Source organism: Roseixanthobacter psychrophilus (assembly GCF_043195195.1).
GTDB lineage: Bacteria > Pseudomonadota > Alphaproteobacteria > Rhizobiales > Xanthobacteraceae > NCEH01.
Genome location: NZ_JBAFWT010000008.1, coordinates 59737 through 81980 on the forward strand (window position 1 = coordinate 59737; position 22244 = coordinate 81980).

Here is a 22244-nt window from a genome sequence, read left to right on the forward strand (position 1 = left end):
GGAGGTGAGATAATGTTTCCCCCAGCCCCAAATCCCCCGGTTGCCCCTGTTGCCCCCAAATACGGGCAACAGGATCTGATCCGTCGGTCGGCGTCCACCATAACGCCGCCCGCCCAGCGCCAGACTGAAGTGGCCAAGCTCATCGACGTGTCGAAGTGCATCGGCTGCAAGGCTTGCCAGGCGGCGTGCCTGGAATGGAACAATCTCCATGAGGAGATCGGGACATTCAACGGCACCTATACCAACCCGCCTGACCTCACTCCGGCGAGCTTCACGCTGATGCGGTTCACGGAATGGACCAATCCGGAGACGCAGAACCTGGAATGGCTGATCCGCAAGGATGGCTGCATGCATTGCGAGGACCCGGGCTGCCTGAAGGCCTGCCCGGCGCCTGGCGCGATCGTGCAATATTCCAACGGCATCGTGGATTTCGACCACGATAAGTGCATCGGCTGCGGCTATTGCGTGAAGGGTTGCCCCTTCAACATTCCCCGCATCTCGCAGGTGGACCACAAGGCCTATAAGTGCACCTTGTGCTCGGACCGTGTCGCGGTCGGCCAGTGGCCGGCCTGCGCCAAGGCATGCCCCACCCAGGCGATCGCCTTCGGTACCAAGGACGACATGAAGAAGTGGGCCGACGGGCGTATCAAGGATCTGAAGTCGCGTGGCTACGCCAATGCCGGCCTCTATGATCCTCCGGGCGTCGGCGGCACCCACGTCATGTATGTGCTGCAACACGCCAACACGCCGGAGATTTATGCCGGCTTGCCCAACAATCCGACCATCAGCCCTGTGGTCGAGATCTGGAAGGGCATGACCAAATATGTCGGCTTTGCCGCCATCGGCTTTGCCGCGGCGTTCGGCGTGCTCCACCATCTCGTGAACGGCCCCAACAAGGTCAGCAACGAGGATGAGGAGAATGCTGAGAAACTGACCGGGAGTGACCGGCGATGAGCAGCGAATATGATGTCGAAACCGGCGATGGGGTCCACAAGGGCCACCCCGTCACCGTCGATCGCTACACGCTCGGTGCCCGGATCAACCATTGGGTGACGGCCATCAGCCTGATCCTGCTGGCGCTCTCCGGCATGGCCCTGTTCAGCCCGAAGCTGTTCTTCCTCACCGCCCTGTTCGGCGGCGGGCAATGGACGCGCGCGATCCACCCCTGGATCGGCGTCGTCCTGTTCTTCTCCTTCGCCGGACTGTTCCTCCGCTTCTGGAGGGCAAACCTCTGGAAGAGCGAGGATGGCACTTGGCTCGCGCGCATCCGCGACGTGCTCGGGGGCCATGAGGAGCGGCTACCGGAAGTCGGCAAATACAATGCCGGCCAGAAGTTCGTCTTCTGGGGCATGTCGCTCCTGATCATCGTGCTGATCATCAGCGGCTTTGCCGTATGGGACCAGTATTTCTACCAGTTCACCACCATTCCGCAGAAGCGGGTGGCGATCCTGGTGCATGCGCTGGCGGCCATCGCCATCATCTGCGTCTGGATCGTGCACGTCTATGCGGCGATCTGGGTGCGTGGCACCATCGGCGCCATGACCAAGGGTCAGGTGACCGGTGGATGGGCGTGGCGCCACCATCGCAAATGGTTGCGCGAACTGGTCTCGAAGGACAAGCCGGGCCGCACTCCGGCAGAGTGAGACGCGAGCGGCACGTAGGCGGCGCTTTCCCGCGTCCCTCTTGAATTCGCCGCAAGCGGCTCATAGGTGGAAAATCATTGGGGGGCGGAGCGCCGGAAGGCTTCTCCGCCCCCTGCATTCGCTTCGTATCCTTAAGCTTAACCACGTGGCCCGTGGGGTTCGTGAGGATGGTCATGTCTGAGTTTTCCGGCGGTCCGGGCGCCATTGAACCCGATCCGAGCCTCATCGGCGGCATCGCCCAGCCGCCTCTCGCGGTGCTTCCCGATCCCGCCACCTTGTTCGCCAAGCGTGCCCAACGCTTCCGCGATCTTGCGCCCCACAGCGAGCTTCGACCCTATCTCCTGTTCCTGGCGGATCTGGTTCAGGCCCAGCACGACATCCAGGACGGATTGCCGGAACCGTCGGTTCCCGACGAAACGGCCCGCAAGCGCGCGGCGGAATTCGCCATGCCGCCGCTGGATCGCAGCCAATTCACCTTCGACGACGCGTTTGGCACAACGTTCGACCGCCTGCTGAAGACCATGCAAGGCGTGGAAAAGCCGGAGGCAGCGCAAAACGCGCTCGACGCCTTGGTGCGCGCCACGCCGGTCGCCCGCGAGGCGATGATCCTGAACGTGCTCGCGGATTCCATCCCGGTGGAGGCCATGGCGGAGCATGTCTATGTGGCAGCCGCCCTTCAGGTGCATTTCGCCCGGCTTTCGGCGCGGCTCGACGCCGACCGGCTGGTGAACGTCGGCGACGGCCTTTGCCCCTCCTGCGGCGGCCCCCCCGTGTCCAGCCTGATTGTGGAATGGCCGAGCGCACCGGGCGCGCGCTATTGCGCCTGTGCGCTGTGCGGCACCCTGTGGAATCAGGTGCGGGTCCGCTGCGTGTTCTGCGGCTCCACGAAGGGCATCGGCCTGCAGGAGGTGGAGGGCGCCTCGGGCGTCGCCAAGGCCGAGACCTGCGACACCTGCCATTCCTACTCCAAGCTGTTCTACCAGAATAAGGATCCCGCAGCCGAGCCGGTGGCGGACGATGTGGCCTGGCTTGGACTGGACCTGCTGATGCGCGATGGTCCCTATCGGCGTGGCACCTTCAATCCGTTCCTGCTCGGCTATTGAGGCGGCCATGAGCGATCCTGCCGGCACGGCGCATGCGGCATTGCGCGCCCTCCCCTCCGTGGACCAAGTGCTCAAGCTCGATATCGCCCAGGCGGCGCTGGAATGGCATGGGCGCGCGGCGGCGACCGATGCCGTGCGGGCCGCCCTCGATGCCGCCCGCACCGCAACCCGCGCCGGCGGCGGACCGATCGGCGCTGCGGAGATCGCGGGCGTCGCCCTTCGCTTGCTGGAGGCCAGGGCCAGGACGAGCCTGCGGCCGGTCTTCAACCTCACGGGCACGGTGCTCCACACCAATCTCGGCCGTGCCATCCTGGCCGAGGAAGCGGTCGAGGCGGCCACCCGCGCCATGCGCAGCGCCGTGGCGCTGGAATTCGACGTGGATAGCGGCAAGCGCGGCGAGCGCGACGACCATGTGCGCGGCCTGTTGTGCGAACTGACCGGGGCTGAGGACGCGACCGTCGTCAACAACAATGCCGCTGCTGTGCTACTGGTGCTCAACACGCTGGCGCTGGGCAAGGACTCCATCGTCTCGCGCGGCGAGTTGATCGAGATCGGCGGCGCCTTCCGCATGCCGGACATCATGGCCCGCGCCGGCACCAAGCTGGTGGAAGTGGGAACCACCAATCGCACCCACCCCAAGGATTATGTCGGCGCGATCGGCCCCGAGACCGGGCTGGTGGTGAAGGTCCACACCTCCAACTACCGCATTGAGGGCTTCACCGCCGAGGTCACGCCGCGCGATCTCGCGGACATTGCCCACGAGCGTGAGGTCCCCCTGTTCCACGATCTCGGCTCCGGCACTCTGGCGGATCTCGCGCGCTATGGGCTGGTGCACGAACCTACCGTGCGCGAATGCGTGGAAGACGGGGCCGATATCGTCACCTTCTCCGGCGACAAGCTGCTGGGCGGGCCGCAGACCGGCTTCATCGTCGGCCGGCGCGATTTGATCGCCGCCATCAATAGGAACCCCATGAAGCGGGCGCTGCGGGTGGACAAGATCCGCCTTGCCGCGCTGGAAGCCACTTTGCGGCTCTATCGCGATCCCGACCGCCTCGCCGCCCGCCTGCCGACCTTGCGCCTGCTGGCGCGCCCGCGCGCGGAAATGGAAGCGCTGGCCGCGCGGCTGCTGCCGCTGATCGCGCAGCGGCTCGGCGCCGCGTTCGAAATTGCCGTTGCGCCCTGCAAGAGCCAGATCGGCTCCGGCGCCCTGCCGCTGGAAACCTTGGCAAGCGTCGCACTCGCGCTTCGCCCGGCGGACGGAAGCGGGCGCGCGCTGGATGCACTGTCCCGCGCCTTGCGGGCACTGCCGGTGCCGATCATCGGCCGCATCGAAGACGGGGCCTTGGTGCTGGATCTGCGCTGCCTACTGGACGAGGCTGGGTTTTGCGCCACCATCGCCGAACTCGCCGCGCCGCCGCAGGAGGTGTCACATGGGGTGGCTTGATGTTCTTCTGCGCGGCCGCAAGGCGGCGACGCCCGGCCCCGCCACATCATCTGCTGAACCTCTTGACCCCGCGCAGATGATGGCCGACGCCCTCTCCGCCGCCCAGGTGGGAGATTACGAGACCGCCCTGTTCCTCTGGGAAAAACTGGCGCGGGGCGGACTCCCACGGGCGCAGAACAATATCGGCGCCTGCTTCGCGGAAGGGCTCGGGGTGGAACGCGATCCAGCCCTGGCCTTCCGCTGGCTGCACCTCTCCGCCGAGAACGCCGATCCCGTTGGCCAGCGCAATCTGGCCGCGCTCTATTTCAAGGGCGAGGGCGCGCCGCAGGATTATCTGCGCGCCGCCGAGTTGTATCGCGCTGCCGCCGACCAGGGGGACGCGTCGGCGCAGGATATGCTGAGCTGGATGCTGCTGGAGGGCGAAATCGTGCCCTTCGATGCCGCCGCCGCCCGCCGCTATGCGCTGCTGGCCGCCGACCAGGGGATTGCCTCCTCCATGACGCGCCTCGGCATGCTCCACCACAATGCGCTCGGGGTCGAGCGCGACCCCTCGGAAGCTGCCCGCTGGTGGCAGCGTGCAGCCGAACGCGGCGATGCCGACGGGCAGGCGATGCTGGGCGCGGCAGTGCATCTCGGCTCGGGCGTTCCACGCGATCCCCTTGCCGCCTATGAATGGCTATTGCGCGGCTATAACGGCGGCAGCGGACTGGCCACGCCGTTCATGGATGCGGTGCGCGCTGCTTTGTCGGAGGAACAGCAGGCCGAGGCGGAACGCCGGGCCGCCCTGCCCTTGCCTGGGCTGCCTTTGCCTGAGCTGCCCTTGCCCGAGCAGCCCTCGCCGGAGTCTCCGCCCACGACGGTCGCAGAGGCGGCCTCATGATTATCGGCACAGCCGGCCATATCGACCACGGCAAGACGGCGCTGGTGCGCGCGCTGACCGGCGTTGAGACCGACCGCCTGAAGGAAGAGAAGGCACGCGGCATCACCATCGACCTCGGCTTTGCCTATCTGCCGCAGGAGAATGAGGAGACGCTGGGCTTCATCGACGTGCCCGGCCACGAGCGCTTCGTTCACACCATGCTGGCCGGGGCGAGCGGCATCGATTTCGTGCTGTTGGTGGTGGCAGCGGATGATGGGGTGATGCCCCAGACCCGCGAACACCTCGCCATCGTCGATCTGCTTGGCGTCTCCCACGGCCTCGTGGCGCTCACCAAGGCGGATCTGGCGGATGACACCCGTCGGGCGCAGGTGACGGCGCAGATCGCGGCCACCCTCGTCGGCACCGCGCTGGAGGGCGCCGAGATCATCCCGGTCTCCACCATCACCGGGGAAGGCGTGGATGAGGTGCGCGCCCGCCTCGCCGAAGCGGCACGGCAGCGCGCCCAGCGCGCCGATACCGGGCGGTTCCGCCTCGCGGTGGATCGCTCCTTCACCCTGTCTGGGGCGGGCACCGTGGTGACGGGAACGGTGCTGTCCGGTGTGGTGCGGGTGGGCGACCGGGTGATTGTAAGCCCCTCCGGCCTCGCCGCACGGGTGCGCTCCATTCGCGCCCAGGACAAGCCGGCGGACGAAGGCCGGGCGGGCGACCGCTGCGGCCTGAACCTGGCTGGCGACAGCATCACCAAGGAAGCAATCGCGCGTGGCGACGTGGTGCTTGAGCCGAGCCTGCACGCACCCTGTGACCATATCGATGCCACCCTCACCGTGCTCGCCAGCGAGGCGAAGGGGGTGGGCCAATGGTTCCCGGTGCGCCTGCACACCGCCTCGGCGGAACTGGGTGCGCGGGTCGTTCTGCTGGGCGATACCATCGCCCCCGGCGAGAGCGGACTTGTGCAATTGGTGCTGGAGCGGCCGATTGCGGCGGCGGCAGGCGATCGCTATGTGGTGCGCGACACCTCCGCCCAGCGCACCATCGGCGGCGGTCGGCTGCTGGACCTGCGAGCGCCGAGCCGCAAGCGTCGCAGCCCCGAGCGCCTCGCCCAATTGTCCGCCCACGCTTTGGTCGACCCGCGCGACGCGGTGCGCGCGCTCTGCGAGACCGCCCCCTTCTTTCTCGATCTTCCCGCCTTCGTCCGCGACCGCGCGCTGGCGGCCGGAGAGGCTGATGTGATCGCAGAGGCGCTCGGCCTCGTGCGCCTGCCCCTCGGCGAAACCGTGCTCGCGCTTTCCGCCGCGCGCTGGCAGGCCTTCCGCGATGAACTGATCGCCCGTCTCGATACCTATCACGCGGAAAATCCCGATCTTGCCGGCATCGGCCGTGAACGGCTGCGCCTGCAATTGCAGCCGCGCCTCCCCGCCCCGGCTTTCCTGGCCGCTTTGCAGGTGATGGCGCGCGCGGGCACAGTGGCGCTTGATGGCGCCTGGGTGCGGCGCGCCGGGTTCGAGGTCCGTCTCACCCCGAGCGACGAAACCTTGTGGGCCTCCGCCGTGCCGCTGCTCCAGGGCAGCGAGCGCTTCCGTCCGCCCCGCGTGCGGGACATCGCCAATCTGCGCGCCCAGCCGGAAGCCGACGTGCGACGCATGTTCAAGCTGCTCGGCCGCATGGGGCGGGTGGACGAGATCGCCCACGATCATTTCTTCCTGCGCACCACGGTGGCGGAAATGGTGGATATCCTGGTTCAGCTCGGTGCGGCGCACGGCACCTTCACCGCCGCGCAGTTTCGCGACCAGGTGGACAACGGCCGCAAGGTCGCGATCCAGATCCTGGAATTTTTCGATCGCCATGGCGTCACCTTGCGCCGGGGCGATTTGCGCCGCATCAATCCCCATCGGCTGGACCTGTTCCGTCCTGTAGGCAATGATGCGCCGGCGCAGGAACCGGCAAACATGCCGGCAGCCATTGGAAGAGAAGCGTCCCTGGTGGGGCGTCCGGACTTCAAATCCGGGAGGGGCCGCGAGCCGGTCCTTGGTGGGTTCGACTCCCACTCTCTTCCGCCAAAATCTCCGAGCTCCGACCGGAACGATTCTTCTGCCGGAAACGGGGCCCCGGCCGACAGGACATCGCCCGTCCGCACCGGACCGCATGCCGCCAAGGCCACGCGAGGACGCAGATGACCCCCCTTTCCGCCTATCTCGCCGACCTAGAAACGGCAGCGGCAGCGGCCGAGCGGGCCGAGGTCGAGTTCCGCCGCGAGACCGAAGCGCACGCCGCCGCGCTGGCCAACGCCCGCGCCCATGCCCATCGCCGCAGCAATCTGATGGCGACATTCGCCACCCTCGCCGAGGGTGCCGAGTCGCCGGAACTGGCCGTTGCCGCCATTCAGGCACACCTGCGGGTGCGGCTTGGCTGGGACGACATGAGCGATGCCCGAGACGCCGTGCTCACCCATTTCGCGCCGGTCGCTCTGGCCCTGTTCGCGGCCGCCCATCCGGAATCGGAGGTGGAATCCGCGACGTCCGGGGCCGAGTCCTCCACCGACCCCGCACAAGCTCTTGCCGTATTCGAAACCTGGTATGGCGAGACGCGGGAAAGCCCGTTCTGGTATCTCTTCGAGCACTACATTCCGGAGACGCCGCGTGTCGACTACTAGCCGCAAGGGCCGGGCGGACCTCACCGAATTCGACCAGTGGCTGCGCGATGCGTTCGCCCAGCACGGACCTTTCACCGCCCTGGTGGTGCTGGTGCGGATCGGCGGGCTGGAGGTGGCGCCGCTAGCCTCCACCTTCTTCAACATCATCGGCGACGAGATCCGCTGGCCGCAGATCGTGGCGCTGTTCGCCGGCTCGGGCAAGACATGGGACGGATGCGCCTTCTTCCCCGTGCTCGATGCCGGAGGCCCTCTGCTCAATGGGGAAGCCCGCAGCCGCCTGCGCGCCCTGGAAGCGCGGGTGAAGGCAGACCGGCTGGTGCTGAACGAGGGCCAATTCTTCGACACTTGGGGCCGCCGCTTGAAGGTCGAGGAAGCCACCGCCCATTGAGACGCGGAGGCTTCAGCGGATCGGAAAATCGAAATAGGTGTCCGGGAACGGCTCCTCCGCCAGGGTGAAATGCCACCATTCCTTTTCGAACGGCACGAAGCCGTTGCGGATCATGGCGTAGGTGAGCCGGCGGCGATTGGCGCGCTGCTGCGGGCTGACCGAATGATCGGCGGGCCAGGAGCGCGGGCTGAACAGATCGAACGGCGTGCCCATGTCCAATTCCCGCCCGCCGGCCGCCTCGACCAGGGTCAGGTCGAGCGTGGAGCCGCGCGAATGGCCGGAGCGGGCGGCGATGTAGCCTTCGGCGAACAGGTCCTTCTTGTCCACGTCGGGATAATATTCCGCCTTGGTGTGCTGGTCCGCGAGATCTGCCGCCCAGCGGGCAAAATGCGCCACCGCACGGGTCGGCCGGTAGCAATCGAAGATCAGCAGGGCGAGGCCGTCCTTGCCTACGTCCTGCGCGACGGCGGCCACGGCGGCGGCGGCCGGACGGGTGAGATAGCAGCGCGGCGCCTCATAACCGTCCACGCGCGTGCCGACGAAATTGTCGGCGCCGTGATAGCGCACATCGAAGCGCGCGCTCGGAACCACAGATGCCACGTCAACGAAATCGCTGGGCGGCGCCTCGTCGGCGCGCGCGGCAGGCATGAGGCCGCCCATGGCGAGGGCAAACGCGGCGGGTTTGACGATGCGGTCGATCATGGGCGTCCGGTCAAGCGCGGGGGGAAGGTCGGCAGAATAAACCACCTGCACGCCGGCGCCATCCCACCGCGTGGAGACCGCGCCCCCGGGGGAGCCTAGGTTTCTCTTTGTGGCTGGCGAGCCCCAGCCATTGCGCCGGGGGGACGGCTCTGGCATGTGAAGGCCAAATATACCGCACCCATCAACCCGCATCGGCTCGGGCCATTCATGAAGACCATCATCGTCACCGGAGCCGCCGGTCTTGTCGGACAGAATCTCGTTCCGCGCCTGAAGTCCCGTGGCTATCGGGTGATCGGCATCGACAAGCACCCAGCCAATACCGCCCGGCTGCGCCAGCTCCATCCCGATATCGAGGTGATGGAGGCCGATCTCAGTGCTCCCGGCCCCTGGATGGACGCCTTCGCCGGTGCCGATGCGGTGGTGATCAACCAGGCCCAGATCGGCGGGCTCGACCGGTCCGAATTCGTCGCCAACAACGTCACGGCCACCGAGCGCATCATTGATGCGGTGCGCAAGCATGACGTCCCCTATTTCGTCGCCATCTCCTCCTCCGTGGTGAATTCGGAGGCCAAGGACTTCTATGTGGAGACCAAGACGGCGCAGGAGCGCTTCGTCGATACGGTCAAGACGCCCCATGTGGTGCTGCGCCCAACGCTCATGTTCGGCTGGTTCGACCGCAAGCATCTCGGCTGGCTGCGGCGATTCATGGATCGTGTGCCCGTGTTCCCGATCCCCGGCTCCGGCAAGTTTCGCCGCCAGCCGCTTTATGCGGGCGACTTCTCCGCCATCATCGCTTCGGCCATCGAGAGCCGCATCACCGGCACCTACGACATCTCGGGCCGGACCGAGATCGATTATATCGACATCATCCGGCTCATCAAAAGCATCACCGGCGCCAAGGCGCGGATCGTCAAGATTCCCTATGCCGCCTTTTATGCCCTCCTGAAGACCTATGCGCTGGTGGACAAGAACCCGCCCTTCACCGTCAACCAGCTCCAGGCGCTGGTGATCCCGGAAGTGTTTCCGGTGATCGACTGGCCGAAGATCTTCAACGTGCCGGAAACGCCGCTGAAACAGGCTCTTGAGGAAACCTTCCTCGATCCGCGCTATTCCAAGATCGTGCTGGATTTCTAGGAGCGGCCCACATGGTAAAGACCGTGATCATCGGCGCTGGGGCCATGGGGCTCGCCGCCGCCCATTATGCCCTCTCCCTCGGCCACGAGGTGGAGGTGGTGGAGGCCGATTCTGTGGCCGGCGGCATGGCGGCCCATTTCGACTTCGACGGTCTGTCCATCGAGCGCTTCTATCATTTCATCTGCAAGCCGGACGCCCCCACCTTCGCCCTGATGTCCGAACTGGGCATCGCCGACAAGATGCGCTGGCGTCCGACCTCCATGGCCTATTTCAAGGACAACGCCCTGCACAAATGGGGCGACCCCATTTCCCTGCTGGCCACCTCCCTGCTGAATCCGCTGGAGAAGCTGCGCTACGGACTGCAGATGTTCGCCACCTCCAAGCGCACGTCATTCGACGACCTGGAGACGGTTTCCGCGCGCGACTGGATCGAAAAGGGGTCCGGTGCCAGCGTCTACGACAAGCTCTGGCGTCGCCTGATGGAGCTGAAATTCTATCAATATGCCGACGACGTCTCGGCCGCCTGGATCGCGACGCGGGTGCGGCGCATCGGCAATTCCCGCAAATCCTTGTTCCAGGAGGAACTGGGACATATCCAGGGCGGATCGCAGACCCTGGTGGACGCTTTGATGCGTTCCATTGAGGGGCGTGGCGGGCGGGTGCACCTCTCGACGCCCTGCGAACGGGTGGAGACGGTTAACGGCAAGGTGACCGGCGTCCACGCCGGCGGGCGCTTTTTTCCCGCCGAAGCGGTGATCTCGACCGTGCCGACCCCGTTCGTCTCCGAACTCGTGCCGGACCTGCCGCAGGCCTCCAAGGACGCCTATGACGCGATCCGCAACATCGGCGTGATCTGCGTTTTGCATAAGCTGAAGCGCTCGGTGACACCCCATTTCTGGGTGAACATCGTCGATCCAGAAATCGAGATCCCCGGCATCATCGAGTTTTCCAACCTGCGGGCGATGCCGGATCCGGTGGTCTACGTGCCCTATTACATGCCCGCCGACCAACCGAAATGGCAGTGGGACGACGCAGCCCTGATCGCCGAGAGCTTCGGCTATCTCAAGCGCGTCAATCCGCAATTGACCGACAGCGACCGCCTGTCCTCGCGCGTCGGGCGACTGCGCTATGCCCAGCCTTTGTGCGAGCCGGGTTTCGCCGCAAAAATCCCGCCGATCCGAACGCCCATCGCCGGCCTCCAGGTGGCCGATACCTGCTTCTATTACCCCGAGGACCGTGGGGTGTCGGAGGGTACGCGGCTCGCCAAGGAGATGGCGGCAGCCATCGGCACAGACCACGTGCCCCGCCGCGAACCGGTATTTGGATGAGGCGCACGGCGCCTAATGAAGAGATGACATGAAGCGCCTGATCGCCTTTTACATGAACGGCCAGTTCGGCAAATTCCTGCTCGCAGGCGGGTTGGCGGCGGGCTTGAACTTCGGCAGCAGGTTCATTTTCGACCTGTTCTTCAATTATTGGATTTCCGTGAGCCTCGCCTATCTGGTCGGGTTCTTTACCGCATTCACGCTGAACCGCCTGTTCGTGTTTCCCGCCTCGGGGAAGGCATTGCATCGGGAAATGGCGTGGTTTTTCCTGTTCAACGCCTTAGCCTTTCCCCCGGTGCTGGCGGTGGCGGTAGGGCTGGAGCGGGCGTTCTCCCATATCGCGCCGCTATGGATCGCCGAGGCAGCCGCGCACGGCATCGCCATCATCATGCCGGTGTTCGTGAACTTCGCCGCGCACAAATTCATCACCTTCCGCAGCCCGTCGTGACCGCGGCACGGTGCGGTTTCAAAGCCGCAGGATGATTTTGGCGGCGGCAGCCCTACCGGCATCGATGTCCTGGAATGCGGCGATGCCCTCCGCAAGGCCGCGCTCCTCGAACCAGTCCAGCGCCCCCAGGCGACCCGAGGCGAGGGCATCGACCGTCGCGCGGAAGTCGGCGGGCGTGTAGCAATAGGTGCCCGTGACGATGATCTCCTGCAAGGTGATGCGTCGCACGTCGAACCCGTCCACACCCGGCAGCAGGCCGGCATGGACGATCACCCCGCCCGGTCGCACCAGGGCGCTGGCGCTGGCCCGCGTCGCGGCGGCGCCTACCGCGTCGATGACGAGGTCGATGCTGCCCTCCTGCGGCGCACCCGCCTCCCCCGGCGCGTAATAGCGGAAATTTCCGGCCCGCGCCAGCGTCGCGCGTCGTCCCGCATGGGGTTCGGCGACAAAGATCTCCGCCGCCCCCTGCATGGCCAGGACCAGCGCGGCGGCAAGGCCGATGGCGCCACCGCCGATCACGAGGCAGCGCGCGGCGGAGAGCGGCATGTCCAGGAGCCGCGCCCCCTGGTTCACCGCGTGATAGGAGACCGCCACCGGCTCGGCGAGCGCCGCCTTCGCGACCGGAAAATCCTCCGGGATCACGACGAGATTACGCTCGGGCACCCGCACCAGTTCAGCGAAGGCGCCGGGGCGCGGTGGCATGGAGAGGATCTGCCGCGAGGGGCACAGATGCGGCCGCCCGGCCTCGCAGGCGCGGCAGGTGCCGCACACGACGAGCGGATTCACCGTGACCCGCTCCCCCGCGCGCGGCCCGCTGGCGATGCGCCCCGCCGCCTCGTGGCCAAGTACCAGAGGTGCCGGCCGGCGCGCGTCATGGCCGTGATAGGCGTGCATGTCGGACCCGCAGATGCCGACCGCCTCGACCCGCACGAGCACTTCGTCATTGCCGGGCACGGGCTCGGCCACCTCGCCCAGTTCCAGGGAATGGGGGCCGGTATAGACCAGGGCTCTCATGACAATTCCATCATTTGGCGGTGAAGCCGCCGTCCACCGCGAGCACCTGCCCGGTGACATACGCGGCGGCGTCGGAGGCCAGGAACACGACCGCGCCATACAGGTCTTCCAACGCGCCGTTGCGGCCGATGGCAGTCTGTGCCGCGTTGCGGGCGGCGCGCACATCGTCGTCGAACACGGCCTGGGTGAGCGGGGTCGGAAAGAAGCCGGGCGCGATGGCGTTACAGGTGATGCCGCGCGGCGACCATTCCTCGGCGATGGCGCGCGTCAATTGGACGATCGCCCCCTTCGCCGCGCCATAGGGGGCGGAGTTGGGAAAGGCCCGGAAGGATTGCAGCGAGGCGATATTGACGATCCGCCCATACCCGCGCGCCGCCATGTCCGGGGCGAACATTTGCACCAGGCGGAAAGGCGCCCGCACATGCACCGCCATGTGCAGGTCAAAGGCGTCCTGCGTCACCTCCATGAACGGCTGGCGCAGATTGATGCCGGCACCATTCACCAGGATGTCGGGGGAAACCCCGCGTTGCGTCAGCACGGCGGCGATGGCGTCCGGGCCGTCGGGCAAGGCGAGGTCGCCGGCAATCCACTGGCTCGCAATGTCGTCGTCCCGCAAGCTTGCGCTGGCGGTTTCCAAATCCGCGGGGCGGCGCGCCACGAGCACCACCTCTGCCCCCGCAAGCCCGAGCGCGCGCGCCAGCGCGAGCCCGATGCCGGAATTGCCGCCGGTGATGAGGGCGGTGCGCCCCGTCAGGTCGAACAGGGAGTGCAGGCGGAAGTTTGAACCATCCTCAGGCATCGACCGGCGCACCCATATCGAAATTATGGCCGGGGAAGTATTTCGCGAGCCGCACGTCGGCGGTGCGCGCATGGGCTTCCATGCCTTCAAGCCGCGAGATCCGCGCCGTCGCCTGGGCGATGGTCTTGCAGGCATTGCGGTCCATGCGCTGCCAGGTCAGGGGCTTGAGGAATTTGTGCACCGAGAGGCCAGCGGAATAGCGCGCCGCGAACTTGGTGGGCAGGATGTGGTTCGGCCCCGAGGTCTTGTCGCCGAATGCCACGGTGGTCTCCTCCCCTAGGAACAGCGAGCCGTAGTTCGAGAGGTTGGCCAGCCACCAGTCGAGGTCGGACGTGTGCACCTCCAGATGCTCGCTGGCATAGCGGTCGGAAATCTCCACCAGTTCCGCACGGCTGTCGCACACGATCACCTCGCCGTAATCGTTCCAGGCGGCGGTGGCGGCATCGCGAGCGGTCGGCGGCAGTTCGGCGATCAGGCCGGGAATGCGGCGCATCACGTCTTCCGCCAAAGCGCGGGACGAGGTGAACAGCCATGCCGGGCTTTCGTGCCCGTGCTCGGCTTGCCCCACCAGATCCACGGCGACGATGTGGGCATCCGCCGTCTCATCGGCGATCACCGCCACTTCGGAGGGGCCGGCGAATACGTCGATGCCGACCTTGCCGAACAGCATGCGCTTGGCTTCGGCGACGAACTTGTTGCCGGGGCCGACGATGATGTCCGCCGGCTTGCCGGTGAACAGGCCGAAGGCCATGGCGGCAATGGCCTGGACGCCGCCGAGCGTCATCACAATGTCCGCGCCCGCCACCTTCATGGCATAAAGCACGTAAGGATGGATGCCTTGCCCGCGGAACGGGGTCGAGCAAGCGACCACCGTCTCCACTCCGGCCGCCTTGGCGGTTGCCACCGACATGTAGGCAGAGGCGATGTGGGCATAGCGGCCGGTGGGCACGTAGCATCCCGCGACGGTGCAGGGCACCAGCTTCTGGCCGGCAACGAGGCCGGGCAGCAATTCCACCGAGAAATCCTGCACGCTATCGCGCTGCGCCTCGGCGAACCGGCGCACCTGGGCGGCGGCGAAATCGATGTCTCGGCGCACCAGTTCGGGCACCTCGTCGGCGCGGCGCTCCATCTCATCGCGGGTGACGAGGATCTCCCCGTCCCACTTGTCGAGCTTGAGGGCATAGTCGCGCACCGCCTGCTCGCCGCGCAGCTCGATCTCGCCGAGCATTGCCGTGACAACCTCGCGCGCCGTGCCGGTTTCGCTCTCGGGGGTCTTGGTGGCCCGCTTCAGATACTCGATCGCCATCTTCAGTCTCCATGGGGTCCGGCCAGCGGCGCCGGTGGTTGGGTCAGAAAATTCCGGCGCCGCTGCGTGCGGCGTCAGTTCGACTTGTCGAATTCGGTCGCGAACGCCTTCAGCTTGGGATCTGCGGCAACCCGCTTCATGAAGCTGTCGCTCACATAGCTTTTGGGGTCCGGCGAGGCCGAAATGGTGCCGACATCGCTCATGAAGGTGCCGATCCGCGACAGCCAACCGTCCAGTTCGGAGGCGCCTTTGGCGCGGTCCATCAGGTGAAGCTGCTCGCCCAGGGAGAAGGTGGGACGCAGGGCAAATTCCTGGTCGATGGCGGCATCCGACGCCTCGACCCCGCCTTGGGCGTAGAATTGCTTGGCGAGCGCCTTCGCCTCCTTGGGATTAGCCTTGGCCCAGCTCCAGGCCCGCACATAGACCGCGAGCACCTTCGCCACCGCCTCGGGATTCTGCTTGGCATAATCCGCCCGCACCACGAGGGCGCCGGGCACCACCGCATCGGCATCGGCGCCGGAGCACAGCACCTTCGCACCGGCCTTTTCTTCCAGCGTATAGGTATTGGGCGCCCACACGCCCACCACGTCGCCGTTGTTGGAAATCATCGCCGAGATGATCTGCGCCTGTCCAAGATTGACGAACTGCATGTCGGAGGAAGACATGCCCCACTTCTTCAGGCAGTTGCGGGCGGCATAATCGGCGGTGGAATTGGTGGTCAGCAGGAGCTTTTGGCCGACCAGTTTCTTGGGGTCCTTACGCAGGGCCTCCACCTTGTCGCCGCGCGCCATGATGGCATTGGTCTTGGATTCGTCGTTGGTGACGCCGATCGTCATCAGGCCGAAGCGCGCCGCGCCGAGCACGGCGGGCACCGATCCGGTGCCGCCGACATCCCAGGAACTGGCCTGTGCCGCCGCAACCTGCGGTGCGCCCGCCGGGAAGGTGGCGAACGAGGGCACAAGCCCGACGTCCTTCCACCAGCCCTTTTCCGAGGCGATGTAGAACGGCAGCGCCCAATAGAGCGAGGGCTGGTAGGAGATGTTGATCTTCTGCTCCTCGGCCCGCGCCGCAGGAGCGAGGGCGGTGGCGAGGCCAAGGGCCAGGATTGCTGCTTTAAAGCTCGTCTTCATGTGGTTTCCTCCCAGATCGGCCGCTTTGCGGCTCTCAATGGCGGCCCGTCCTCAATGGTCGGTGCCTGCCTTTTCTTCGCGCAGTGACTTCCAGATGTGGGTGCGCAGATGGACGAAGGATTCAAGATCCATCACATCCTCGATGCGGCTGTGACGCTCCCAATTGTCGGCAAGGCGCACCGATTTGACGTCGATGATCTCTTTGATGCGCCCGGGCCGCTTGCTCATGATGGCCACCCGGTCGGCGAGATAGACTGCTTCCTCGACACCGTGGGTGATGAACAGGACCGTGCGCGGATTGCGGCGGGCAAGGCGCACCAATTCCTCCTGCATCACCACGCGGGTCTGCGCGTCCAGCGCGCCGAACGGCTCGTCCATCAGCAGCACCTGGGGGTCGAGCACATAGGCGCGGGCGATGGCGACGCGCTGCTGCATGCCGCCGGACAATTGATGGGGATAGGCCTCTTCATAGCCACCGAGGCCGATCATGCCGACCGCATCGGCGACGCGGGTACGCCGCTCCTCCCGCGCCATGCCCTTGTTGCGCAGGCCAAGTTCGATGTTTTCGGCCACCGTCTTCCAGGGGAACAAGGCGAACTGCTGGAACACCACGGCCCGATCCGGCCCCGGCCGCGTGACCACGCTGTTGCCAACAAGCACCCGGCCGGAGGTGGGAAATTCAAACCCCGCCGCGAGGCGCAGGCAGGTGGTCTTGCCGCAGCCGGACGGGCCCACGATGGCAAGGAATTCCTTGTCTGCGACGTCGAGATTGATGCCTTCGAGAACGGAAACCGCATTTCCGAACGTCTTGCCGACAGCGTCGAAGCGGATGCTGCTCATGGTTCCTCACACTTTTCCGAGCCGGCGGCCGATGCGCGCTTCGACCATACGAAGGGCGACGTCGATCAGGACGCCGACGAAACCGATGGCCAGCATGCCGACCATCACGGTGGTGGTTGAAACCGCGCTCTGCGCCTGCACCATCAGGTAGCCGACACCCGTGGACGCGACGATCAGTTCCGCGCCCACGAGTGACTGCCAGCCGAGCCCGGCGCTGATGCGCAGGCCGGCGACGATGGACGGCACCGAGGCCGGAAGGAGCACCTCCAGGATGATCCTCCAATTGGGGGTGCCGAGCATCTCGGCCGCCTCCAGATAGCGCGCATCCACATAGCGGGCGCCGCGATAGGCATTGATGAGACAGGGCGGGAATGCGCCGGAGAAAATGATCAGCACCGGGCCCCCGAAACCCGTGCCGAACCACAGGGCCGCGAACGGAACCCAGGCGATGGGCGCGATGAAGCGCAGCGCATCGAACATCGGCGTGACGATATCGTCCAGCAGGCGAAAACGCCCCATCAGCAGGCCCAAGGGCACGCCGATGGCCACCGCCAGGAGATAGCCGCTGGCGAACCGCTGAAGGCTGGAGGCGAGGTGGAGCTGAAGCGTGCCGCCGGCGAACGGGGTCGTCAGCAGCGTCAGCAATCGCGCCACCACCGAAACCGGTCCGGGCAGGAAGTCCGGATTCACGAGCCCGCTCGCGGCAAGCCCGGCCCACAGTGAAAGGAAGGCGAGAAAGCCGACGACCCCGAGCGTGAGACGATGGAGCGGCGAGAGCGTCGCGATCATGCGGCAGCTCCCTTCACCCGCACCCAGGTCACCACATGGCGCTCGGCATAAGCGAGCAGGCCTGTGGTAAGGGCACCGAACACTGCCACCGAGATCATGCCCACCAGGATCATGCCGGGGAAAAGGTCCTGCTGGGCCACGTTCAGCACATGGCCGAGGCCGGCGAGCGCACCCACCAGTTCGGCGGCGACCAGGGTGGTCCAGCTCGCCTGGAGCGAAAGGCGCAGACCGGTGAAGATCATCGGCGCCGCACCTGGCACCAGCACCTCCCACACGAACCGGGCGCGCGGCGTCCCGAGCATGCGCGCCGCCTCGATCAGGGGCCGATCAATATTGCGCACCCCGGCATGGGTATTGATGACCGAGGGGACGAAGGCGGCGAAAAAAATCACCATGATTTTTGCGGAATCACCAAGACCCAGCCAAAGAATAGCCAGCGGGATCCAGGCCAGAGGCGGGATCGGCCGCAGCAGAAGGAACACCGGGTTCAGCAGCGCCTCGGCCACCGGGTTCCAGCCCATCAACAGGCCGAGCGGCACGCCCACCAGGATGGAAGCCAGGAAGCCGAACACCACCAGCTTCAGCGACTGAAGGATATGGATTGGCAAGGTGGCATCGGCATAGCCCCGGCCGAGCGATTGGGTCACGGCGGCGAACGTATCCGCCGGCGCAGGGAACCGGCCGGGCGAAATCAATCCGGTTGCGCTGGTCGCGAGATACCACGCCGCCACCAGGACGACGATCGTCGCAAGACCAACCGCAGACCTCCGGTCGAGCGGCATCTCTTCCTCCCTATATCAGGCGCCTCATCTGACGGAGGCGTCCCGCACTTCATGACTGAACCAATGTAAGCGCTTTCATTTACGCTATCAGACGGCGCCTGCCTGTCAACCGCGCGGCGCAGATTTTTCGCTTGGGATTTGTTTCAGTCCTGAAGTTTAATCGCGAGAACTTCTGCGGAAAAGCGGATACATCTGCAGAACATCCGGTGAAAAGCGGCGAACACGCATGAACTTCAAGGGCAAAGCGACCCTCGACGATGTGGCCCGGCTGGCCGGGGTTTCCACCGCCACCGTCTCGCGCACCCTCTCCCGCCCCGACCTGGTGCAGCGGGACACGCGCGAGAAGGTGGGCGATGCGGTGCGTCGCCTGAACTATGTGCCCGGCGGCGCCGCCCGCGCCCTGGCCTCTGGGCGCACCTTGACGATTGGCGCGGTGGTACCGACGCTGGACCACGCCATCTTCGCCCGCGCGATCCAGGCCATGCAGACGGAACTCGCCGCCAACGGATACCAACTCCTTGTCGCAGCTCATGAATATTCTCCCGCGCAGGAAGCGGTCTCGGTCCGCGCCTTGCTCGCACGGGGCGTCGATGCCTTGATGGTGGTGGGTGCCGACCATCTCGACGAGACCTGGGATCTGCTGGGCGGCGCGACGGTGCCGGTGATCCTGAGCTGGTCCTTCGACCCCCGCTTCGCATCGGTCGGCTTCGACAATGAGGCGGCGGGCCGAAGGGTGGCGGAGCACCTGCTCGGCCTTGGCCATCGCCGATTCGGCATGATTTCTGGTTATACCACCTCCAACGATCGCGCCCGCCTCCGGGTGGCCGGCGTGCGCGCCGCATTGGCGCGCGAAGGATTGGAATTGCTTGAGTCCTGCGTCGTCCAGCAACCCTTTACGCTCGCCGGGGGCCGCGTGGGGATGAACGAATTGATGGGCCATGCCCTTCCCCCCACGGCGATCATCGGCGGCAATGACCTGCTGGCCGTGGGTGCTCTGTTCGAAGCCCAGGCGCGTGGAATCGCCGTGCCGCAGGCGGTCTCGATCGTGGGCATCGACAATCTTGAGATCGCCACCCATGTCACCCCGCCCATGACGACGGTTCACCTGCCCACGGCCCAGCTCGGCCGCACCGTCGCCGCCCATCTGCTCGCGGAGCTGAAAGGGATGCCGCAGGCGAAACGGACCGAACTGCCGATTGAACTTGTCGTGCGCAAATCCACCGCCGCACCCGCCGGGGGAGGTGATAAGGCGAAGGAATTCCCCGCGAGCGCCGAAGGTTAGACCACACCCAGGACGCGGATCAGGATGATGCTGGCGATCAACAGCAGCGCCAGCGAGAGCGTGACGACCAATGTTGCCCGCCCGCCGACCCGACCCAGCACCCGCAGGTCCACCCCTAGCCCGAGCGCGGCCATGGAGAGCACGGTGAAGACCGTCGTCACCAGCGCCAGCGGCCCCAGCAGGGCTTGGGGAAGCAGGCCCAGGGATCGCAGGACTGCGAACAGGATGAAGCCAACGATGAACCAGGGCACGAGCTTGTGGAGCGGAAGGCGCGGCGGCTGCGCCACCACGGATGCGCCCACCGGCACGGCCCTCGGAGAAGCGAGCGAGCGGCCATGAGCCAGCGCGGCGCAGAACACCACCGGCCCCAACATCAACACCCGCACCAGCTTCACAACCGTGCCGATCTGAGTCGCAAGGGGTCCGATGGGCACAGTGGCCGCAAGAACCTGCGGCACAGCATAGACCGTGAGGCCCGCCAGCACGCCATATTGGGTATCCGACAAAGCAAGAATGGGAATCAGCAGCGGCAGGCTCAGCACCACGATGACGCCAAGGATGGCGGTGAAGGAGATCGAGGAGGCCACATCGTCGCCTTCCGCTTCGATCACGGAAGCGACTGCAGCGATAGCGGAATTTCCGCAAATGGAATTGCCGCAGGCAATCAGCAGCGCCATCTTGTGCGGCAAGCCCAGCAGTCGCCCGACGCCATAGGAGGCAAACAGCGCCACCGCGACCACCCCGGCAATGCCGACGAGCAGTGCCGGCCCAGCGGCCGCAAGCGCTGCGGCACTCAGCGAGGCGCCGAGAAACATCACCGCAATCTCCAGCAGGATCTTCCCGGAAAAGGCTATTCCCGGCTTGAAACGCGGGCCGGGCGTCCACAGGGTGCGCAGCAGGGTGCCAATAAGGATGGCGAGCACCAAGGCTTCCACGTAGGGATGGCCGCTGAGGTGCTCCTCAATGATCTGAATGGCGTAGGCCACCCCCGTGACCGCTGCGCACAGCGCCACACCTGGGATAACATCAAGCAGCCAGTTCGAGGCTTTTGGCACGGCGCAACTCACCTGTTCGTTCTTAGGGGTTCTAGTGCACACGCACGGGCCAGAAGCGCAAATACAGTTTGCTCACTCCATCATGAAGTGCGGTTATGGCGATAAATCTCCATTTACTTCGTCTATTTACTTCCGTGGCGGAGCAGCACAGCTTTTCCCGTGCGGCGGAGGTGCTCAACATCAGCCAGCCCGCGGTCTCCAAGGGGGTGCGGGAACTTGAGGGACAGCTCCATTGCGTGCTGCTGGAGCGCAGTCCCGCCGGCGTCCGCCTGACCGAAGCCGGCAGCGTCCTGCTCTCGCATGCGACCGCGTTGTTCGCCGCCGAGCGGCGCGCCGAAGAGGAGCTCCAGGCCCTGCGCGGTCTCGCCCAAGGCGAATTGCATGTGGGGGCAAGCACGACCATCGCAACCTATGTGCTGCCGCGCCTGCTGGGCGCGTTCCAGGACATTCACCCGGATTTGCACCTTCGCCTGACCAGCGCCAACACCCAGGACATCGCCGATCGATTGCTGTCCCGTGACATTGACGTGGCTCTGGTGGAAGGGCCGGTTGAACATCCGAGCCTGATTTCCCATCCCTGGCTGACGGACGAATTGGTGGTCATCGCCGCTCCCGACCATCCCCTGGCGCAGATGGAAGGACCGGTCTTGCCTTCGGATCTTGACCACGCGCGCCACATCGTCCGCGAGGCGGGATCGGGGACCCGCGACGTGGTGGTTCTGGCGCTCGAGGCATTTGCCGTGCGGCCACGCATGGTCATGGAGGTTGGAAGCACCGAAGCCATCAAGCAGGTGGTGGCGGCGGGGCTCGGGATCGCCATTGTTTCCGCCGCTGCGGCCAAGGATCAGATTTCACTCGGGGTGCTCAAGGTGGTGCCCGTGGAGGGCCTCGTGGTGCGCCGCCCGCTCTACCGGCTGACGCTCAAGGGACAGCATCTGCGCTTTGCCGCAGCCGCGTTCGAAGCCTTCATCTGCCGGCCAGACATTCAGCCCACATAAGTTCTGGCCCAGGGCGGGCTATTTTAACTCGAATTTTTTGTTATTTTTTATATTCACAAAATCATGTAGGTATATTTCCGCTTCGGATGAGTGGATTTGTGCTTTGTCTCATATGACCAAAATCGCTGTGCAGAATTTGCTCGCAACGGTGCTCGACACGGTCGGTGCGCGCGCACCCGGCGTGCGAGCGTCCGTCCCCCACCTGGGCTTGAGCGAAAGCGATAGATCCGGCGATGCGCGCAAGGAGCCCACATTCCGGATCACCGCGCTTTGCGCGCCTGATATGGTCGAGATCGAAGATGCGCACGCGGTGCGGCAGCGCGTCGTGCTCAGCTTCGGCGCGCGCGAAATGCTGGATATCGCAATGAAACGCGAGTGCCGCGAGAGCCCAGTGGGCCTGCGGATCCGGCGCGAGGCGTTCGAAGTCGAAGGCGTGGCGTTCTCGCGCTGGAGCCTTGCCGACTGACAATCTCACGCAGCGCGCCGCGCCTAAAGACGCGGCGCCCCTCCTCTGGACACAGAGTGATCAGAT

General features: G+C 65.8%; 22 protein-coding genes, 1 tRNA gene and 1 pseudogene. 15 read left to right on the forward strand and 9 right to left on the reverse strand.

Annotated elements, in window-relative coordinates; translation table 11 throughout:
• The first annotated feature begins 12 nt into the window (after window positions 1-12).
• The 9 genes and pseudogenes from fdxH to V5F77_RS10110 all read left to right on the forward strand — a co-directional run bounded on the left by fdxH (window position 13) and on the right by V5F77_RS10110 (window position 8108).
• Window positions 13-954 (forward strand): formate dehydrogenase subunit beta, encoded by a 942-nt coding sequence (gene fdxH, locus V5F77_RS10070; RefSeq protein ID WP_429005215.1) that lies wholly within the window; start codon window positions 13-15, stop codon window positions 952-954.
• The gene (locus tag V5F77_RS10075; RefSeq protein ID WP_429005216.1) at window positions 951-1643 is read left to right on the forward strand and encodes a formate dehydrogenase subunit gamma; all 693 of its coding nucleotides are present in this window, start codon (window positions 951-953) and stop codon (window positions 1641-1643) included. Before fdxH ends, V5F77_RS10075 begins: the two co-directional genes overlap by 4 nt.
• A 173-nt stretch (window positions 1644-1816) precedes the next feature.
• The gene (gene fdhE / locus V5F77_RS10080; protein ID WP_429005217.1) at window positions 1817-2746 is read left to right on the forward strand and encodes a formate dehydrogenase accessory protein FdhE; all 930 of its coding nucleotides are present in this window, start codon (window positions 1817-1819) and stop codon (window positions 2744-2746) included.
• 7 nt (window positions 2747-2753) lie between these two features.
• Window positions 2754-4190 carry an L-seryl-tRNA(Sec) selenium transferase gene (gene selA, locus V5F77_RS10085; protein ID WP_429005218.1) on the forward strand — a complete coding sequence of 479 codons (1437 nt, stop codon included), beginning with the start codon at window positions 2754-2756 and terminating at the stop codon, window positions 4188-4190.
• Entirely contained in the window at window positions 4177-5070 is an 894-nt protein-coding gene (locus V5F77_RS10090) for a tetratricopeptide repeat protein (RefSeq protein WP_429005219.1), read from the forward strand. Before selA ends, V5F77_RS10090 begins: the two co-directional genes overlap by 14 nt.
• Window positions 5067-6887: pseudogene (gene selB / locus V5F77_RS10095) on the forward strand (selenocysteine-specific translation elongation factor); the annotation flags it as partial. The gene V5F77_RS10090 and the pseudogene selB, both read left to right, overlap by 4 nt.
• A gap of 144 nt (window positions 6888-7031) precedes the next feature.
• Window positions 7032-7127 (forward strand) — tRNA-Sec (locus V5F77_RS10100).
• A 113-nt stretch (window positions 7128-7240) separates the two neighbouring features.
• On the forward strand, window positions 7241-7720 hold the full coding sequence (locus V5F77_RS10105) for a hypothetical protein (RefSeq protein ID WP_429005220.1): 480 nt from the start codon (window positions 7241-7243) through the stop codon (window positions 7718-7720).
• Entirely contained in the window at window positions 7707-8108 is a 402-nt protein-coding gene (locus tag V5F77_RS10110; protein ID WP_429005221.1) for a hypothetical protein, read from the forward strand. The genes V5F77_RS10105 and V5F77_RS10110 overlap by 14 nt, the downstream gene beginning before the upstream one ends.
• 12 nt (window positions 8109-8120) lie before the next feature.
• Here the strand turns inward: V5F77_RS10110 and V5F77_RS10115 are convergent, their stop codons facing one another.
• Entirely contained in the window at window positions 8121-8861 is a 741-nt protein-coding gene (locus V5F77_RS10115; RefSeq protein ID WP_429005222.1) for a M15 family metallopeptidase, read from the reverse strand.
• Window positions 8862-8966: 105 nt separating this feature from the next.
• Between V5F77_RS10115 and V5F77_RS10120 the strand changes: the two genes are divergently transcribed.
• From V5F77_RS10120 to V5F77_RS10130, 3 genes are read left to right on the forward strand one after another with little or no spacing between them, the layout of a single operon-like run.
• Window positions 8967-9944 (forward strand): NAD-dependent epimerase/dehydratase family protein, encoded by a 978-nt coding sequence (locus V5F77_RS10120; protein ID WP_429005223.1) that lies wholly within the window; start codon window positions 8967-8969, stop codon window positions 9942-9944.
• Between the two features lie 11 nt (window positions 9945-9955).
• Entirely contained in the window at window positions 9956-11272 is a 1317-nt protein-coding gene (locus V5F77_RS10125; protein ID WP_429005224.1) for an NAD(P)/FAD-dependent oxidoreductase, read from the forward strand.
• Between the two features lie 28 nt (window positions 11273-11300).
• On the forward strand, window positions 11301-11717 hold the full coding sequence (locus V5F77_RS10130; protein ID WP_429005225.1) for a GtrA family protein: 417 nt from the start codon (window positions 11301-11303) through the stop codon (window positions 11715-11717).
• A gap of 18 nt (window positions 11718-11735) precedes the next feature.
• On the opposite strand, the gene V5F77_RS10135 is transcribed toward V5F77_RS10130, so the two are convergent.
• The 7 genes from V5F77_RS10135 to V5F77_RS10165 form a co-directional block, all read right to left on the reverse strand.
• A complete protein-coding gene (locus tag V5F77_RS10135; RefSeq protein ID WP_429005226.1) occupies window positions 11736-12731 on the reverse strand; it encodes a zinc-dependent alcohol dehydrogenase in 996 nt (331 codons plus the stop codon).
• A gap of 10 nt (window positions 12732-12741) precedes the next feature.
• Window positions 12742-13530, reverse strand: a complete 789-nt coding sequence (locus V5F77_RS10140) for an SDR family NAD(P)-dependent oxidoreductase (protein WP_429005227.1) — start codon at window positions 13528-13530, stop codon at window positions 12742-12744.
• Window positions 13523-14836, reverse strand: coding sequence for a sulfopropanediol 3-dehydrogenase (locus tag V5F77_RS10145; protein ID WP_429005228.1), 1314 nt, complete (start codon window positions 14834-14836; stop codon window positions 13523-13525). Before V5F77_RS10145 ends, V5F77_RS10140 begins: the two co-directional genes overlap by 8 nt.
• A gap of 74 nt (window positions 14837-14910) precedes the next feature.
• On the reverse strand, window positions 14911-15966 hold the full coding sequence (locus V5F77_RS10150) for an ABC transporter substrate-binding protein (protein ID WP_429005229.1): 1056 nt from the start codon (window positions 15964-15966) through the stop codon (window positions 14911-14913).
• A 51-nt stretch (window positions 15967-16017) separates the two neighbouring features.
• On the reverse strand, window positions 16018-16806 hold the full coding sequence (locus V5F77_RS10155; protein ID WP_429005230.1) for an ABC transporter ATP-binding protein: 789 nt from the start codon (window positions 16804-16806) through the stop codon (window positions 16018-16020).
• Between the two features lie 6 nt (window positions 16807-16812).
• Entirely contained in the window at window positions 16813-17595 is a 783-nt protein-coding gene (locus V5F77_RS10160; RefSeq protein WP_429005231.1) for an ABC transporter permease, read from the reverse strand.
• Complete coding sequence (locus tag V5F77_RS10165) at window positions 17592-18377, reverse strand: ABC transporter permease (protein ID WP_429005232.1); 786 nt, start codon at window positions 18375-18377, stop codon at window positions 17592-17594. Before V5F77_RS10165 ends, V5F77_RS10160 begins: the two co-directional genes overlap by 4 nt.
• 226 nt (window positions 18378-18603) lie before the next feature.
• Here V5F77_RS10165 and V5F77_RS10170 point away from each other — a divergent pair, with 226 nt between their 5' ends.
• Window positions 18604-19659 carry a LacI family DNA-binding transcriptional regulator gene (locus tag V5F77_RS10170; protein ID WP_429005233.1) on the forward strand — a complete coding sequence of 352 codons (1056 nt, stop codon included), beginning with the start codon at window positions 18604-18606 and terminating at the stop codon, window positions 19657-19659.
• Here V5F77_RS10170 and V5F77_RS10175 read toward each other — a convergent pair.
• On the reverse strand, window positions 19656-20714 hold the full coding sequence (locus tag V5F77_RS10175) for a YeiH family protein (RefSeq protein ID WP_429005234.1): 1059 nt from the start codon (window positions 20712-20714) through the stop codon (window positions 19656-19658). The two genes, V5F77_RS10170 and V5F77_RS10175, sit on opposite strands and share 4 nt — an antisense overlap.
• Before the next feature lie 95 nt (window positions 20715-20809).
• Between V5F77_RS10175 and V5F77_RS10180 the strand changes: the two genes are divergently transcribed.
• Window positions 20810-21712, forward strand: coding sequence for a LysR substrate-binding domain-containing protein (locus tag V5F77_RS10180; protein ID WP_429005235.1), 903 nt, complete (start codon window positions 20810-20812; stop codon window positions 21710-21712).
• Between the two features lie 112 nt (window positions 21713-21824).
• The gene (locus tag V5F77_RS10185; RefSeq protein WP_429005236.1) at window positions 21825-22178 is read left to right on the forward strand and encodes a hypothetical protein; all 354 of its coding nucleotides are present in this window, start codon (window positions 21825-21827) and stop codon (window positions 22176-22178) included.
• Window positions 22179-22244 lie beyond the last annotated feature (66 nt).

Bases quoted from the DNA above. Each gene is read 5' to 3' on its own strand.
- V5F77_RS10180 (WP_429005235.1), top strand. From the start codon at position 20,810: ATGGCGATAAATCTCCATTTACTTCGTCTATTTACTTCCGTGGCGGAG.
- fdxH (WP_429005215.1), top strand. From the start codon at position 13: ATGTTTCCCCCAGCCCCAAATCCCCCGGTTGCCCCTGTTGCCCCCAAA.
- selA (WP_429005218.1), top strand. From the start codon at position 2,754: ATGAGCGATCCTGCCGGCACGGCGCATGCGGCATTGCGCGCCCTCCCC.
- V5F77_RS10185 (WP_429005236.1), top strand. From the start codon at position 21,825: ATGACCAAAATCGCTGTGCAGAATTTGCTCGCAACGGTGCTCGACACG.
- V5F77_RS10130 (WP_429005225.1), top strand. From the start codon at position 11,301: ATGAAGCGCCTGATCGCCTTTTACATGAACGGCCAGTTCGGCAAATTC.
- V5F77_RS10140 (WP_429005227.1), bottom strand. From the start codon at position 13,530: ATGCCTGAGGATGGTTCAAACTTCCGCCTGCACTCCCTGTTCGACCTG.
- V5F77_RS10170 (WP_429005233.1), top strand. From the start codon at position 18,604: ATGAACTTCAAGGGCAAAGCGACCCTCGACGATGTGGCCCGGCTGGCC.
- V5F77_RS10135 (WP_429005226.1), bottom strand. From the start codon at position 12,731: ATGAGAGCCCTGGTCTATACCGGCCCCCATTCCCTGGAACTGGGCGAG.
- V5F77_RS10155 (WP_429005230.1), bottom strand. From the start codon at position 16,806: ATGAGCAGCATCCGCTTCGACGCTGTCGGCAAGACGTTCGGAAATGCG.
- V5F77_RS10090 (WP_429005219.1), top strand. From the start codon at position 4,177: ATGGGGTGGCTTGATGTTCTTCTGCGCGGCCGCAAGGCGGCGACGCCC.
- V5F77_RS10160 (WP_429005231.1), bottom strand. From the start codon at position 17,595: ATGATCGCGACGCTCTCGCCGCTCCATCGTCTCACGCTCGGGGTCGTC.
- V5F77_RS10075 (WP_429005216.1), top strand. From the start codon at position 951: ATGAGCAGCGAATATGATGTCGAAACCGGCGATGGGGTCCACAAGGGC.
- V5F77_RS10150 (WP_429005229.1), bottom strand. From the start codon at position 15,966: ATGAAGACGAGCTTTAAAGCAGCAATCCTGGCCCTTGGCCTCGCCACC.
- fdhE (WP_429005217.1), top strand. From the start codon at position 1,817: ATGTCTGAGTTTTCCGGCGGTCCGGGCGCCATTGAACCCGATCCGAGC.
- V5F77_RS10125 (WP_429005224.1), top strand. From the start codon at position 9,956: ATGGTAAAGACCGTGATCATCGGCGCTGGGGCCATGGGGCTCGCCGCC.
- V5F77_RS10145 (WP_429005228.1), bottom strand. From the start codon at position 14,836: ATGGCGATCGAGTATCTGAAGCGGGCCACCAAGACCCCCGAGAGCGAA.
- V5F77_RS10105 (WP_429005220.1), top strand. From the start codon at position 7,241: ATGACCCCCCTTTCCGCCTATCTCGCCGACCTAGAAACGGCAGCGGCA.
- V5F77_RS10165 (WP_429005232.1), bottom strand. From the start codon at position 18,377: ATGCCGCTCGACCGGAGGTCTGCGGTTGGTCTTGCGACGATCGTCGTC.